Raw genomic sequence first — 15908 nt, 5'->3', positions numbered from 1 at the left:
CATCATCACAGATGTTACATCTTACAAAATCGGTCCCGACGTCACAGGGATGTCACGCACCCGCCGCGTACGCGGCGTTTCGTCAATAAGCGAATCTGATAGATCATGACGCGTGTAGAATTCGATAGTGAGGCATGATGTCGTCCGAAATTCGCTCACCCTTTTCGGCATCATGCTCTGGCAAGTGGACAGTCGATGCTTGAAACTCTCACATGGTCCGGAGTGCTTGCCGATCCTGTCGTCCAGGCCGGGACGCTGGCCGTGGTCGGCGCGATCGTCACGCGCATAGCGCTTCGGCCCTTCCCGAGCTGGAGGCTCGCCGGCCAGGTGTTCTTCTTCGCGGCGCTAACGGTCCTGCTGCTCTATCATGACATCGTGCCCTACCAGGTCGGGCCGACAACGGCATCGACCTTCGAACGCGTCTTCATCGCCCTTGCCAAGGTTGTCTGGTGGATCAACGCGGCCTGGGCGCTGATCGCCTTCGTCCGCGTCTTCCTGATCTTCGAGCGCCAACCGCGCGAAGGTCGCCTCGTTCAGGATCTGGTCATCGGCCTGATCTATCTCGGCGCGATCCTCTCGGTGGTCGCCTATGTCTTCAGCTTTCCCGTCGGCACGCTGATCGCCACGTCTGGCGTCCTTGCCGTCATTCTCGGTCTGGCGATGCAGAGCACCCTGAGCGACGTCTTTTCGGGCATCGCGCTCAATCTCGGACGGCCCTACGCGATCGGCGACTGGATCGTGCTGAATGACGGCGTCGAAGGCCGTGTCGTCGAAACCAACTGGCGCTCCACCCATCTGCTGAACGGCTCGAACGACCTCGTCGTCCTGCCCAACAGTTTTCTCGCCAAGGTCGGGCTGACCAATCTCAGCAGTCCTGACCGCAGTCACGGCGCGACGCTGACGGTCCGCGTCGTGCCGACAATCGGGCCGTCGGCGATCATCGACGTCATGCGCGCTGTGCTCTTGAGCAGCGACTCGATCCTGGCCGAGCCGAAACCAGGCGTGCAGATCAAATCACTGACGTCGGACGCAATTGAGGTGGAGCTCTCCTTCCGCGTCCGGGATATCGGCCAGGCGGGGCCGGCGAAAAACGAAATATTCGACCTGATCTACCGCCATGTCAAAGCTGCGGGTCTCACTTTGGCGCGACCGCTCGACGCCGCCGGCCCTCCGCCCGAGCAATTGCAGCCGGAGGAGCTGGCAAAGCCGCACCGGCCGACGCCGCTCAAGCTTCTCGACGCCGTCCCGCTGTTTTCCTCGCTGACCGAGGACGAAAAGGAAACGCTCGCAGCCTCGATGACGCGGCGGACCTACAAGAAGGATTCCGTTCTCATCGATCAGGGCGATACGGTTGCGTCGCTGATGATCGTGCGCAGCGGTGCGCTCGTCGCGACACGGCAGGAAGGCCACAAGCAAGTCGAACTCGGCCGGCTGGCGCCGGGCGATTATTTCGGCGAAAGCGGACTGCTGATCGGCATTGGCGAGGCGGCGAGCCTGCGCGCGCTGACCTTCGTCGTCGTCTACGAAATCGCGCAGGCAAGCCTGGCACCGCTGCTGCACGACCGGCCCGCCATTGCCGAAGAGCTGGCCGCCACCCTCTCGCGCCGGATCGAGACCGGCCAGCATTCCTTCGCGGCCGAAGGGGCCGCGCTGAACGGCGGCTCGGTTGGCTCGCTGGTGACGCGTATCCGCCACCTGTTCAAGGTGCCGCAATAGCGATCTGAGGCTATTTCCGCTGAAACTTCTGCCTCGCCGCGCGCGCCAGGCTCTCGGCGAGAATCAGCAAACAGCCCAAGAGAAGCAGAGCAGCGGCTAGCAGCGCGTTGACATGAGCGAATTTCACCAGGACGGCGACGCCGGCGATCAGCAGCAGCGCCAACAGCGCCAGCGCGCCGTCGTCGATGAACATGCCGAAGAATTCCTTCAACGCGACCTTAAGAATATTCATCACGCGGTGACCTCGGCATGGGCGTTGAAATGCTGGCGCAGCATCCGGACAGCGGCGAACGAAAAGACGGCGAGCACGGCAAGGATCGCCAGAAGCGAAAGGTCGGCGCCCGGCCAATCGGCACCGATGCCCTCGCCGACCCAGAATATGCCGAAGGCGCTAAGCAGCAGCCCGACGACAAATTTGAGGCTGTTCTCCGGAACCGCCGAAAGCGGTTTGTGCACGAAGATGCCGATGATCAGCACCAAAAGGCAAGCCGCAGCCGCCCCAAGACTGGCATAGCCGATCATGCCATGTCCGGCGCCGGTGGCGATGACGATGAACACCACCTCGATCCCCTCAAGCAGCACGGCCTTGAAGGCCGCAATGCCCGCCAGGAGATTCGCGCGGCGCTCTGAGGATTGGCGCCTCAGGCTATCCGTCTCGGCGGCAAAGGCCTTGTCCTCGTCGTGCAGCGCGATGAAGCCCGAAGCTCTGAGGATCGCCTTGCGCAACCAGCGCAGGCCGAAGAGAACGAGCAGGGTTCCGATGACGAACTGCATCAGCTCGACCGGAATGAGGCCGAGCAATGGACCGAGCGCCAGCACAAGGATGGCCAGAACACCGAGCGCAAGACCGGTGCCGATGAAGGCCGGGCGCCAGCTCTGCGTGACGCCGACGGCGAGGATGATGGTGAAGGCCTCAACGACCTCGACGAAAGAGCCGAGAAATGCGGCCGTGACCGTCGAGGTGATCGTTGTCAGAGTTGTCATGGTTCTTGTCCGTTGGGCCGGCGGAGATCACGATTGGGCTGGCTGCGATCTTTTCTTACCGTTTTCCCTCCGCTACATCATCAGGGGCGCGGCTCGGAATGAAGCGCTTCGAGATCAACCAGCAGCCGAGCGCCCACAAAGCCCCCGCACACCATCCGGCGAAGACGTCCGTCGGGTAATGGACGCCGAGATAAATCCGGCTCAAGCCGATGATGACGGCAAGGAAGACGCCGGCGCCCATGACGAAGATCCGCGTCGACGGATAACGCTGCGTTCGCGCCACCAGTGCGCCAAGGGTCAGATAGGTCACCGCCGAGACCATCGCATGTCCGCTTGGAAAGCTGAGATCGCTCACCGCGACCAGATGCGGGACTATATCAGGACGCGGCCGGGCAACGAGGATTTTCAGCAGCGCGCTCGCCAGCCAGCCGGTCAACACCGAGGAAAAGACGAAGATGGCGATCGGCCAGCGCCGGTCGAACAGAAGATAGATGGTGATCAGAGCCGTTAGCAGCGAGAGAACGGTGATGCCGCCGAGCGCGGTGATATCGTCGACAGCATGCGTCAGCCACTCGGGGCCGATCGGCACGGCAAGATCATCCGCGCGTCTCAACGCCAGCAGGATCACCTCGTCGAAGCGAAAGGTCTCGCCTTCCAGGACTTCGCTGGTCAGCCGCTGGAGCACGAACAGTCCGCCTGCGATCGACGCGAGCGTAATCAGCGTCAGCGGTTCATAGGCGGTAAGCCTTGTCAAAAAACCTCGTCGTTGAACCTCAGTCATGCCTGCCGTCGAACTCCCTTCACATCATGTCGGTCCTCGCCAGATTGGCAATGCTACCTCAGGATTCAAGGCCCAGCTGCATTCAACGGCGCTCCTGAAGCGAGTTTTGCGCTCGGCGAGGCCGCCGTCCATGGTTCATCGACACCACCCGCGAGATAGGGAAAGGCATTTCGACGGCGAGCCCAGTCCCCATGGAGTGTACTAAGAGGGAAATTTCCTTCACGTCAGCGTCTTGCGCAAGGATCAGCCCACTGTGCCGACGATAGCCTTCCCGCTTTGGCTGGGAGCCTGGATGCGCTACTTGGACCGGCAGAACTTTTCTGAATCATCCGCGGGCAATACATCGGAAGCCTAGATGGCAAGTTGCTGTATCGACGGGTTGCGCCATGCGCGCGGCGGGGCGGTAACGGCGGCAATAGTTGGGTGCGCAAAGATGTGAGCCGCCCTTCATAACTTTGCGCGGAATCCTCATCTGCGGTTGGCGCGGATCATAGCTGTTGGAGAGTTCAGCGCCGACGGGATTCGAAATCGTGCAGCACGGGCTGTCGATCATGCCATGCTCTTGATACCAGTCGGTCGTCCATTCCCAGACATTGCCGGCCAAATCGAACAGACCATAGCCGTTGGCCGGAAAACTTCCCACGGGAGATGTCCCTTCGAACCCGTCCTCCCGACTGTTCTGAACGGGAAACTCGCCCTGCCAGGTGTTGGCCATATGCCGACCGCCGGGCGACATTTCCTCGCCCCAGACGTAGTCCGCGGCCTCAAGCCCCCCGCGTGCGGCAAACTCCCATTCTGCTTCGGTTGGAAGTTCCTTGCCGGCCCAGGCTGCATAGGCTTGCGCGTCCTCGAAGGCGACATGGACAACCGGGTGCTCCAATAACCCCTTGATCGTGCTTGCCGGCCCCCGCGGATGCCGCCAGTTTGCTCCGCGCACATATTTCCACCAGTTGTAGTGGTTCGTCAGATCAACGGGCGACTTTGGCTTGATGAAAACGACCGATGCTGGTGCCAGCATCTCCATGATCGCACCGGGATAATCTGCCGGCTTGACCGGCCGCTCCGCCGTGGTGACATAGCCGGTCGCCTCGACAAAGGCGGAAAACGCCCGGTTCGTCACCGGGCATGTGTCCACCCAGAACCCCTTGACACCAACCCTGTGCGCCGGGGCTTCCTCCGCGTAGTGGTGATCAGAGCCCATCAAGAAATCGCCGCCTGGGATCCAGAGCATACGACCGCTCGCACGCGCATTCACAATCTGTGGTTCCATCATGGCGTCGCCTTACGTTCGACCTTCACTAGATCATTCGTTCGCGAAGAGGTTCACTCAATCGCCCCCCGGCTGGGTGCCGTCATCAACGTCTGGAAGAGAACTCGTCTTCGCCGGTCTTCGTCTGCACTTACTGCACCTCGCGATGTTCAAAGAACAGACTCCAAAGCCTCCCTCTGCCGAGCGCGGCGCCGAGTTCCCTCGATGCCAGATAAGGGATCAAGATCAGCAGCATGATTGCGCTCATGGCCAGGAGTTCGGGTAGCCGGCTAGCTATACCTGCGATCACTACCGAGAGCGTTCGGCCATGGAGCAACCCAACGACGCACTCTTCAACAAGCGACATAACGAGGATCAGCGAAAGATAGAGTGTCGCCTTATAGGCCACGACGCTGACGAGTTTCGAACTGCCCGACCGCTCTCCCAGCCGGATCGTATGACCGAGCAGGATGAACTTTCCAAGAATGAGGGCCTTGATCGCGGGTATGCCGAACACAAGAAATTCCACACCCTGACCACCGAGGACTGCCATTTTGTAGAGGAGGATGGCTGCGAAGCAGACATAGAGATAGGCACAGAGGAAGACGTACTCCTTCAGCTCGTGCTTCGCTCGTTGGAGAATATTCGTCGCTTGCGCGTTCTCATTCGCAATCACTGATCTTTTCCGATCCGAAAATTAACGGCGCATCCTTGCCTTTCGTCAAAGCGTGATCACTGTCCGCCACCCCGCTGGAGTTTCTCAAGCACATGGTCCATCGAGAAGCTTCCCGGCGCCTGGCGGGGCGGATATTTTGCATAGGTTTGAAGATGTTTGGCCACATATGCCTGGGCCGGAACCAGCGCGAAGGCATGTTCTACACGCCATCTTGCATAGTCTCCCGCTGCATGCTGGGCAATTTCGAACGGATCGGCGCGCAGGTCTATTAATTTCGGAAATCTCAGTGTGATCAGAGGATCCTGCCACACGTCCAACCCCTCTGCTCGTTGTTCCATGAACACCAGCTTCCAGCGGTCGTAGCGCAATCCGGCCAGGCTTCCGTCATCAGTCCAGTAAAAATACTCCTTGCGCGCCCCAGGCCCTGTGCCATCAAGCAGTTTGCGTTGATTGTAGCCGTCAAGATGCACGTTGAATGTCTTGCCGGCCGCTTCATAGCCGTTCAGAAGCTTGGCTGCGATGTCCGGCTCGCCGGCTGCCGCAACCAAGGTCGGAAGCCAGTCTTCGTGGGAGACAATCTCGTTAATCTCGGTTCCCGGTTTGACAACGCCCGGCCAGCGCACCATCCCGGGCACGCGGTAGCCCCCCTCCCAATTCGTATTCTTCTCGCCATGGAATGGCGTTGTGCCCCCGTCAGGCCAGGAGAACACCTCTGCACCGTTATCGGTCGTCCAGACAACAATGGTGTTTTCGGCGATTCCAAGATCGTCGAGCTGGTCGAGCAGCTGGCCAACCATACCGTCAAATTCGGCCATGCCGTCGGCAACGATCCCCAAGCCCGTTTTGCCTTCCGACTCAGCCTTAAGATGCGTGTAGATATGCATCCGGGTCGAGTTGAACCAGCAAAAGAACGGTTTGTCGGCTTTGGCGCTGCGGTCGATGAAGTCCTTGGCAGCGCCTAGGAATTCCTCATCAACGGTTTCCATGCGTTTTCTATTGAGCGGTCCCGTATCCTCAATCGTCTGCTTGCCCACTCTTCCGAAACGCGGATCCTCGGTCGGATCGTCTGTCTCGCTTGCTTTGCATTTCAGCACGCCACGCGGTCCGAATTTTGCGAGAAACTGTGGATCCTTCGGGTAATCGGGGTTCTCCGGTTCTTCTTCGGCATTGAGGTGATAGAGGTTGCCAAAGAATTCATCGAAGCCATGGACGGTTGGCAGAAATTCGTTGCGATCGCCGAGATGGTTCTTGCCGAACTGGCCGGTAACGTACCCTTGTGGCTTGAGCAGTTCGGCGATTGTCGGATCCTTCTCAGACAGACCCTCCTTGGCTCCGGGAAGCCCGACTTTTAGCAGCCCCGTGCGAAAACAGCTTTGGCCTGTGATGAAGGCCGCCCGCCCCGCCGTGCAGGATTGCTGAGCGTAGAGATCGGTGAACATCGCACCTTCGTCGGCGATACGGTCGATATTTGGCGTCTGGTATCCCATCTGCCCGCGATTGTAAGCGCTGGTGTTCCACCAGCCGATGTCATCGCCGAAGATCACAAGGATGTTCGGTTTCTTTGCTCCTGCCTGGGCAAGCGCCGGAATGCTGGCGATCGGACAGAATGCCGTTAAAGCGATTGCCGAACCGCCGGCCAGCAGGATTTGGCGACGGGTGGCGTTGTAACCTTGCCGGTTGCTCTTGCTGCTCATCGTGGCGCTCCCGTTCACGTTATCGGCTGTTTGGCTGCTTCCAAAAATTTAGCGCAAATACGGTCCCGCGCTATTGCACTTAAGGGAGGGTCTGTGTGCTTTGCCCGGAGCAGGGCATTTTAGGCGCCAAGCTGTCAGCCCGCTCAATGGCCGCCTGTAAATTCACGGGCGGCTGCATCATAGATGTCTAAAGATTCAAATTGCAAATTACAAAGATCGGCAATCAACATCGGCAATTTTCTTGATTTTAGCATGTTAACTTATTGATTATAATCGTATTTTATAAATTATAAGGTCGGCAAAACTGCCGCCGATGCGACGCCGACCGCCGTGCTGGGGAGCGCTTGGTCTCCGGCTCTCAGGTCACAATCCCAATGCTTTGTTGATGGCCGCAATCAGCGCGGCTCCGGGGAACTGCTTCTGCAGATAAGCAACGCATCCCACCTTTTCCGCCTCTGCCTTCACGGAGGCGGTTTCCAGTGCCGTGATGAAAATCACTGGAAGGGTTGTCCCGTCGGCCTTCAGCCTGCGTTGCAGATCGATGCCGGACATGCCACCGAGGTCGATATCAAGGACAAGGCAGTCTATCGCCGCTTTGGGATCGCGAGCGAGAAAGGCCTCGGCGGATGCAAACTCCATGGCCAGAAAACCGTAGGCGTTGAGCAGCCGCCCCAGGCTGCGCCGCAGGCTTGCGTCATCGTCGACGACAGCGACCGTGCGGCGAAGGTTCTCCACCTCATGCCCCCTCTTTCGAACCTATGAGAGACTAACGGTTGCCGGTCAAATTAGGCCGCATGGAGGTCGATTGATATTGTCCTAAGGGGAAGGACATCGGATCACCCCAGCGACGATGCCGTATCCTCCTCGATCAGACCGATATTCGCGGCGATCGACACGGCCTCGGCCAGCGAACGTACCCCAAGCTTTTCCATGACCTGATGGCGATGCACCTTCACCGTCCGCTCCGAGATGCCGAGCGCATGAGCGATCTGCTTGTTGAGACGGCCGCGAATGAGGAACCGGAACACTTCGGCCTCGCGCGGGCTAAGCCCAGCCACCAGCGCCCGCTGGCCCTGGAGACGGTCGTGTTCGGCCCGCTGTCTTTCATATTGGACAAGAGCGCGATCGATCGCCCCCATCAATGTCGCTGCGGTAGAACTTTTCTCCAGAAAATCCTTGGCGCCCGCCTTCATCGCCTCGACGCTTGCCTTGATGTCTCCTTCCCCCGTCAGGAACACGACCGGAAATAACGGCGCCAGCTCGCACAGCCGGCGTTGGATCTGCAGGCCGGACTGGCCAGGCATCTGAAGGTCGAGAAGAACGCAACCCGGCTCACAATCGGGAAGGCGGGAAAGAAACTGATCTCCGGATTCATAGGCTTCGACCCTGAGGCCGTTTGCGGAAAGCAGCCTTGCGGTCGCCGTCCGGTAGGATTTGTCGTCATCGACGATATGGACAACCGGTTTCATCTCGATTGCTCCTCCCTGTGGGCGAGAGGCAGGGCCACGCGAAAGACCGCGCCTCCCTCGGGGCGGTTGTCGGCACGGATGGTACCGCCATAGGTCTCGAGAATGGCGCGGGCTATGGACAGACCCAGCCCCGTCCCCGCCTGCTTGGTGGTATAGAACGGTTCGAATATGCGGATCAGCCTCTCTTCCGGAATGCCGTCTCCGGTGTCGGAGACCCGCAGCTCCGCCTTCTCGTTTGCCAGTCCCGTCGCGAAGGTAAGAGTTCTCCCGGCCGGAACGGCGTCCAGCATGGCGTCCATCGCGTTGGTCGCCAGATTGAGAATGACCTGCTGCACGTGAACCTTGTCGGCACGCACCGGCAGTTCACCGGGCGGCTGGGTTGACGTCAGCGTAATTCCGCGCCGTTCCGCCTCGCCGTGAATGATGTGGATTGCGCTCGATGTGACATCGTTCAGATCGAACTCCTGCCAATCGATCTCGCTTCTCTTCTTGAGCAACCCTCTCATCCGGCTGATAATATCGCCTGCGCGTTGATCGTCCTCCTGGATGTCGAGAAGAATCTGCTGGATCAGCCCGTGATCCGGGTTTGCACTCCGCAGCAGCACCGAGGCAGCCTCAGCGTTGTTTCGGATGGCCGATAGCGGCTGGTTCAGTTCGTGAGCGATCGACGAGGATAGTGCGCCGGCCGTCGCGGACTGGTTGAGATGGACAGCTTCAAGCAGGTGAAGCTGCGAGCTGCGCTCGGCGTCGCGGCGGCGCCTCCTCTCGAGCAGAAGCACCGAGATGATGCTGGCCTGCGCCAGCACGAGGCCGCCCCCCGCCACCAACACGATCCAATGTTCCTCCCAGAGACTCCTCTCCTTGTGCATCTGGATCGTGCCCGGCGGCAGATCCTTTTCGGCGAGCCCCCAGCGCTTGAGTTGCCGGGCATCGGCGACATAGGTCTGTGGCGCTTCGAGATCGGATACCGGCTTGCCGGCAATCGCATCGATGACGAGGTCACCGACGGTCCGGCCGAGCGCTTCGAATGTGACGGTATTGCCGCCGACGACGCCATGATCGATGTAGGTCTCATAAGGGCCGTAGACAGGCGCGCTGGCCGTCGACGCGATCTGTCTGATCGCGTCGCGCGGAATGAAGTTGCGCCCTGCCCGATCCTTAAAGACCGTCAATGCCAGGATGATGCTGTCGGGCGGTACGCGGGAAGCACGTTCGACCAATTCGTCGATCGTCAGATCTTCCAGATAGGTCGTCGTATCATAGGATTTGGAGAACTGTTTCAAATCCGCGCGGGCCGTCGTCAGCCAGCTCCGGTCGAAGTCGGAAGAGCCACCGACGACGTAGAGGTGGCGCGCATCGGGCTGCAGGCCGCGGGCCATCTCAGCCGTCTTCAGAATGTCGAAGGTCGAGAAGGCTCCGATAACGTCATCGGGCAAGTCGATCTTCTCGGCGGTGGCGGTGCCGAAACCGGCGGCGACGATTTTTGCGCCTGGAGCGATCGTGCCGCGGTTCGCGACGAAGAAGCTCGTCGATTCCCGGCCGAGGGCCACGACCACGTCGGGGCGGCGCGCTGCGTATTTCTCGCCCAGATAGCGTGCCATGCGCGCGACGTGGTCACCTTCCGGAAACCGCGAGAGATCCAGGAACTCGGAAAACAGGTCGATCTTGCCGTTTGTCGCCTGCAGCAAACGGGTCCGCAGCGCCTCTCCAGCAGCGGTCGTCGCCGCGATCCTCTCGTCATAGGGATAGAGGACGAGGACGCGGGGAACCCGGTCAATGATGGCAATAGAGGTGTCGGAGGCTGCTGCCTGACGACTGGACACAGTCAGGGCGACGACCGCCAACAAAAAGGCAGCGCAGCATAATCGACCTGACCATTCGCCCAAGCCCATCCGCTTTCCCCCCAAAGCCGGGGGACAATAACAGCTTCCCGCTGCGTCGTCATCTGCGCATCACTGCTGTCGATTGCCACACATGAAGATTCCCTAAAGTACAATATCGAGAGAAGGCAGCATTCGCTAGGGTTCAGCACGCCGGGGCAGAGATGCGGCCGGTTTCGCAACCCGCCGGAGACAGTTCCGGCAGGATCTTCGTTTTCAAAGCAGTCTAGTTGAATCGACGCATGCGATCGCAGGCCTTTGCCGCGAGCGGCTTCGTCATTCAAGAACGTCAACGGAGGGATTTGAAATGAACAGCAGAATCCTTATCCGCTGCATCGGAGCACTGGCTTCATCCACCATTCTTTGGTGTGCGGCCTCGCCCCTGCAAGCGCAGGACTCCCAACGAAAACCCAACATCCTGTTCATCGTTTCGGATGATACCGGCTACGGTGATCTCGGCCCCTATGGCGGAGGTGAAGGTCGCGGGATGCCTACCCCGAACATCGACAAGCTTGCTGAAGACGGCATGACCTTCTTCTCCTTCTACGCCCAGCCGAGTTGCACGCCCGGCCGTGCGGCCATGCAGACGGGGCGAATACCAAACCGCAGCGGCATGACGACTGTCGCCTTTCAAGGTCAGGGCGGTGGCTTGCCCGCGGCCGAATGGACACTTGCATCCGTGCTGAAACGTGGCGGCTATCACACCTATTTCACCGGCAAATGGCATCTCGGCGAAGCGGACTACGCCCTACCGACTGCGCAGGGTTATGATGAGATGCGGTACGCCGGCCTCTACCATTTGAATGCCTATACGTATGCCGATCCCACCTGGTTCCCGGACATGGATCCGAAGCTGCGGGAGATGTTCCAGAAGGTGACCAAGGGGGCTTTGTCCGCCAAGGCAGGAGGACCAGTGACCGAAGAATTCAAGGTCAATGGCCAATATGTCGACACACCCATGATCGACGGTAAGGAGGGCGTTGTCGGCATTCCGTTCTTCGACGGCTACGTCGAGAAAGCGGCACTGGGCTTTCTGGACGAGGCTGCCAAAGCACCGGACGAACCCTTCTTCATCAACGTGAACTTCATGAAGGTTCACCAGCCGAACATGCCGGCCCCGGAGTTCGAGCACAAGTCCATGTCGAAGTCGAAGTATGCGGACTCGATCGTGGAACTCGACACCCGCATTGGCCGAATCATGGACAAATTGCGGGAAACCGGCATGGACCGCAACACGCTGGTTTTCTACACCACCGACAATGGGGCATGGCAGGACGTCTATCCGGACGCCGGATACACCCCGTTCCGCGGAACCAAAGGCACCTTGCGAGAGGGCGGCAACCGTGTTCCTGCGATTGCGGTCTGGCCGGGAAAGATCAAACCCCGCACCAAGAACCACGACATCGTCGGTGGTCTCGATCTGATGGCGACATTCGCCGCCGTCGGCGCGGTTCCGCTTCCTGACAAGGATCGCGAAGACAAACCGATCATATTTGATAGCTACGACATGTCGCCGATCTTGCTCGGCACCGGAAAATCGGAACGCAAGTCGTGGTTTTACTTTACTGAAAACGAGCTCTCGCCCGGTGCGATACGCGTCAACAACTACAAGTTCGCCTTTAATATCCGCGGGGATAACGGAGCCTCGACGGGCGGACTGGCGGTCGACACCAACCTCGGCTGGAAGGGTGAGGAGAAGTATGTCGCCACGGTGCCCCAGGTGTTCGATCTGTGGCAGGACCCGCAGGAACGCTACGACATTTTCATGAACAATTTCACGGAGCGGACCTGGATGGGCGTCGTCATGGGCGAAGAATTGAAGAAGATCATGGCCACTTACGTGGAGTACCCACCCCGCAAGCCCCAGAGCCTGACCTACAACGGCCCCATTACGCTATCGGATTACAGTCGTTTTCAATGGATCCGAGAATCCTTGGCAAAGGAAGGGGTGAGCATTCCTATGCCGACTGGAAACTAAGTCTTTGGCAGCCCCGGACCGATCCGGGGCTGCCGTATATCTCCGAGCTCAGGATTGCTGCAAGTTAATCGATGGAGGCTTTGCGATGTTTTCGGCACGTAATTTCCTGTATTTTTCCCGTTGCGTCGCGCTCGCCGCCGCAGCATGCCTTTTTACCGCGGCCTCGGTAGTCGCTCAAACGGGCGCACTACCATCGTGGAATGACACGGCATCGAAGCAATCGATCATCTCCTTTGTCGAGAAGGTGACAAAACCAGGGTCAGCCGACTTCGTCCCGGAACTGGAGCGTGTCGCCGTGTTCGATAATGACGGCACCCTGTGGGTCGAACATCCGATCTATACGCAGCTTGCGTTCGCCCTCGACCGAGTGAAGGTGCTTGCTCCGCAGCATCCGGAATGGAAGGAAACGCAACCGTTCAAGGCGGTGCTCGAAGGCGATATGAAGGCGCTGGCGGCATCCGGGGAAAAGGGTCTCGTCGAGCTCATCATGACCACGCATGCGGGAATGACCACCAGTGAATTCCAGAAGGTCGTCACCGATTGGTTCGCGTCGGCGCGCGACCCTAAATTCAAGCGGCCATATACCGAACTCGTCTACCAGCCGATGATCGAGGTTCTCTCCTATCTCCGCGCCAACGGTTTCAAGACCTTCATCGTTTCGGGCGGCGGCATCGAACTCATGCGGCCCTGGGCGGAAGAGGTATACGGCATCCCACCAGAGCAGGTTATTGGCTCGTCGATTAAGACCGAGTTCAGGATGCAGGACGACACGCCGACCCTGTTTCGGCTTCCCGAAGTCAATTTCATCGACGACAAGGCCGGAAAACCGGTCGGGATCAACCAGCATATAGGCCGGCGGCCGATTGCCGCCTTCGGCAATTCCGACGGAGACCTCCAAATGCTGCAATGGACGACCATGGCAGGTGGACCCGCCAGGCTCGGCGTGCTGATCCATCATACCGACGCGGAGCGTGAATACGCCTACGACCGCGATACCGAAGTCGGCCGTCTCGACAAGGCGCTCGATGCCGCCTCAATCGCAGGCTGGACCGTCGTCGACATGAAGGCCGACTGGAAGCAGGTGTTCAAGGACTAGGGGAATGCGCCGAGCGCCGGAGCGTTGGACGATGGCGCCGTGACCTTTTGAAACGTCGACAGGGAGCGATTGAGTGGCAGCGTCTGTGCGATCAGCAGCGGTGAGAGGAATGACCCTCCTGCTTTTCCTGTTGCTCGCCTTTGCCGGGCGCAGTCTTGCGAGTGACGCCCCCTCCACGCCCGCCGCCGACCCGCGAATAGCGATCCATGAGGGTTTCGTGGCCGAAAGGACGTGCTCGTCCTGCCACGCCGATCAGGCCGCGGCTTTTTCGAAGTCCCACCATGCGAAGGCCATGGCGCTGGCCAAAGACGAGACGGTGCGCGGCGATTTCAACAATAGCAAGTTTGAACATGACGGTGTGGTCACCACCTTCACTCGCCGCGACAGCCGCTTCTTCGTCAACACCGAGGGAGCGGATGGCGGCCAGACCGAGTTCGAAGTCAAATATACCTTCGCCTACGAACCTCTGCAGCAGTACCTCGTCGACATCGGAGGCGGACGGCTGCAGGCTCTCGATATCGCCTGGGATACGGTCAGACGGCAGTGGTTCTGGCTCGGAAACGGCACCCCGGCCAAACCCGGATCGACCTATCATTGGACAGGTCCATTCTACCGCTGGAACCGCACCTGTATCGATTGTCATTCGACCGATCCTAAGGCGAAGTTTCAACCGCAGACGAACGAATACAAGTCGACCTACGTCGCCACCAGCATCGGCTGTCAGTCCTGTCACGGCCCGGGCGCAAAACACGTCGCCTCGGCGCAATCGGGCAACGCCTCATCCTCAGTCAAGCCGGATACAGCTCTACCGAAAGTCGATGCGGGCATCTGTTTCGCCTGCCATGCCAGGCGCACCAAGCTGCTGGACGGTTATCAACCGGGAAAGCCCTTTCTCGATTATTTCTCACCCGCCCTGCTTCGGCAGGATCTTTATTTCCCGGACGGACAGATACTCGACGAGGTCTTCGAATATGGCTCGTTTCAGCAAAGCAAGATGGCAAGGGCGGGCGTGACCTGTCTCGATTGTCATCGGCCGCACGAGGCCGGCCTCAAGGCGGAGGGCAATGCGCTGTGCACGCAATGCCATACCGAGACGAAGCCGGAGCGCTTCGCCAACCAGAATCCGGGCGGGCTGTTCGACACTCCCGCGCACACCCGCCATCAGGCCGGTTCGACTGGAGCACAATGCGCCAACTGCCACATGCCCGAACGCACCTACATGAAGGTCGACCCGCGCCGCGACCACTCCTTCGTCATCCCCCGGCCCGACCTGTCGGCAACGCTTGGAACGCCGAATGCATGCACGAACTGTCATGTCGGCAAAACCGATGATTGGGCAGCCGAAACGATGGACGAATGGTACGGAACGCAATGGCGCAAACGCCCGTCGACCGCCCATGCCTTCGCCGGAGCTGCCAACGGCGATCAGGCCGCGATGGAGGATCTGCGCGCGCTTGTCAGCGACCAAAAGCAAGCAGGAATTGTCAGGGGCAGCGCCATCGCCGCAATGAGCGGGACTGGCGGCGCGGATATCACAGCCGATATTCGAACGGCCGCAACCGATGCAGATCCGCTCGTCAGGCTCGGTGCAGCGGAAGCGGCAGGCAATATTCCGCCGGAGCAGAGGCTGGATGCGATCGGCAAGCTGCTCGGCGATGAAACGCGTGCGGTGCGCGTTGCTGCCGCCAATGCACTCGCCGGCACTCCTCCGCACCTCTTCGGCAATCAGCAAGGCAATTTCGAAGCCGCTGTCGCGGACCTGCGCGCCTATGTCGAAACGAACGCCGACGTCGCGGAAACACAAAGCAATTATGGCTTCTTCCTGTTCGCCCGGCAGCGTACGGCCGAGGCCGAAGCCGCCTTCCGACGGGCGATTTCGCTCGACCCGACACTGGAGGGAATGCGCATCAATCTTGCCGAGTTCTACCGCGCCACCGGCCAGAACGAGAGGTCGGAGCAAACTTATGCCGAAGCGATCCAGATGGCGCCCGAACGGGCGGATCTGCGCTACGGACATGCGCTGTCGCTGGTGCGCAAACAGGCATTGGCCGAGGCGATAGCCGAACTCGAAGAAGCGGTGCGGCTCGATCCGCAGAACTCCCGCTACAAGACGACCTTTGCCGTCGCTCTCGATTCGGCTGGCCGGACGGGAGAGGCCCTGGACAGGCTTGGTGGCTGGGTCACGGGCGGAGATCCCGACATCATTGGTCTGGCGCTCCAATACAGTCTCAAGCTTCGACGCTTTCCCGAAGCGCTGAAATACGCGGAGGATCTGGCGCGACTGAGGCCGCAGGACCCGCAGATTTCAAGCCTCATCGGGCAGCTGAAGCAGGCGATCAACGGAAAATAGGTATTTTAGCTTGTCCAAATCTACTTCTCGCTGCA

At 59.8% G+C, this 15908-nt stretch carries 13 protein-coding genes; 4 read left to right on the top strand and 9 right to left on the bottom strand.

Features of this window, described 5'->3' with window-relative positions:
- Window positions 1-195 precede the first annotated feature (195 nt).
- Window positions 196-1716, top strand: coding sequence for a mechanosensitive ion channel family protein (locus ACM5SV_RS03740; RefSeq protein ID WP_026157624.1), 1521 nt, complete (start codon window positions 196-198; stop codon window positions 1714-1716).
- A 10-nt stretch (window positions 1717-1726) separates the two neighbouring features.
- Here the strand turns inward: ACM5SV_RS03740 and ACM5SV_RS03735 are convergent, their stop codons facing one another.
- The 9 genes from ACM5SV_RS03735 to ACM5SV_RS03695 all read right to left on the bottom strand — a co-directional run bounded on the left by ACM5SV_RS03735 (window position 1727) and on the right by ACM5SV_RS03695 (window position 10461).
- Window positions 1727-1951 carry a hypothetical protein gene (locus tag ACM5SV_RS03735; protein WP_221991169.1) on the bottom strand — a complete coding sequence of 75 codons (225 nt, stop codon included), beginning with the start codon at window positions 1949-1951 and terminating at the stop codon, window positions 1727-1729.
- Window positions 1948-2700: a COG4280 domain-containing protein gene (locus ACM5SV_RS03730; protein WP_017996577.1), complete on the bottom strand. Its 753-nt coding sequence runs from the start codon at window positions 2698-2700 to the stop codon at window positions 1948-1950. Before ACM5SV_RS03730 ends, ACM5SV_RS03735 begins: the two co-directional genes overlap by 4 nt.
- 55 nt (window positions 2701-2755) lie before the next feature.
- Complete coding sequence (locus ACM5SV_RS03725) at window positions 2756-3481, bottom strand: phosphatase PAP2 family protein (RefSeq protein ID WP_017996578.1); 726 nt, start codon at window positions 3479-3481, stop codon at window positions 2756-2758.
- 325 nt (window positions 3482-3806) lie between these two features.
- Complete coding sequence (locus tag ACM5SV_RS03720; RefSeq protein ID WP_020487106.1) at window positions 3807-4754, bottom strand: formylglycine-generating enzyme family protein; 948 nt, start codon at window positions 4752-4754, stop codon at window positions 3807-3809.
- Window positions 4755-4881: 127 nt separating this feature from the next.
- On the bottom strand, window positions 4882-5406 hold the full coding sequence (locus tag ACM5SV_RS03715) for a hypothetical protein (protein ID WP_017996580.1): 525 nt from the start codon (window positions 5404-5406) through the stop codon (window positions 4882-4884).
- A 56-nt stretch (window positions 5407-5462) separates the two neighbouring features.
- Entirely contained in the window at window positions 5463-7100 is a 1638-nt protein-coding gene (locus ACM5SV_RS03710; RefSeq protein WP_222005326.1) for an arylsulfatase, read from the bottom strand.
- A gap of 363 nt (window positions 7101-7463) precedes the next feature.
- A complete protein-coding gene (locus ACM5SV_RS03705; RefSeq protein ID WP_017996582.1) occupies window positions 7464-7835 on the bottom strand; it encodes a response regulator transcription factor in 372 nt (123 codons plus the stop codon).
- Window positions 7836-7936: 101 nt separating this feature from the next.
- Window positions 7937-8569 carry a response regulator transcription factor gene (locus ACM5SV_RS03700; protein ID WP_017996583.1) on the bottom strand — a complete coding sequence of 211 codons (633 nt, stop codon included), beginning with the start codon at window positions 8567-8569 and terminating at the stop codon, window positions 7937-7939.
- Window positions 8566-10461, bottom strand: coding sequence for a sensor histidine kinase (locus ACM5SV_RS03695; protein ID WP_017996584.1), 1896 nt, complete (start codon window positions 10459-10461; stop codon window positions 8566-8568). Before ACM5SV_RS03695 ends, ACM5SV_RS03700 begins: the two co-directional genes overlap by 4 nt.
- Window positions 10462-10756: 295 nt before the next feature.
- Between ACM5SV_RS03695 and ACM5SV_RS03690 the strand changes: the two genes are divergently transcribed.
- From ACM5SV_RS03690 to ACM5SV_RS03680, 3 genes are all read left to right on the top strand, one after another.
- Complete coding sequence (locus ACM5SV_RS03690) at window positions 10757-12427, top strand: arylsulfatase (RefSeq protein WP_012763409.1); 1671 nt, start codon at window positions 10757-10759, stop codon at window positions 12425-12427.
- An 85-nt stretch (window positions 12428-12512) separates the two neighbouring features.
- The gene (locus ACM5SV_RS03685) at window positions 12513-13523 is read left to right on the top strand and encodes an HAD family hydrolase (RefSeq protein WP_017996585.1); all 1011 of its coding nucleotides are present in this window, start codon (window positions 12513-12515) and stop codon (window positions 13521-13523) included.
- A gap of 109 nt (window positions 13524-13632) precedes the next feature.
- Window positions 13633-15873: a tetratricopeptide repeat protein gene (locus ACM5SV_RS03680; RefSeq protein ID WP_017996586.1), complete on the top strand. Its 2241-nt coding sequence runs from the start codon at window positions 13633-13635 to the stop codon at window positions 15871-15873.
- The last annotated feature ends 35 nt before the right edge of the window (window positions 15874-15908 follow it).

Source organism: Rhizobium sp. CRRU65 (assembly GCF_048551595.1).
GTDB classification, from domain to species: Bacteria; Pseudomonadota; Alphaproteobacteria; order Rhizobiales; family Rhizobiaceae; genus Rhizobium; species Rhizobium leguminosarum_J.
Note: the sequence above shows the minus strand (reverse complement) of the source record. Positions and strands in the feature narration are given on the sequence as shown.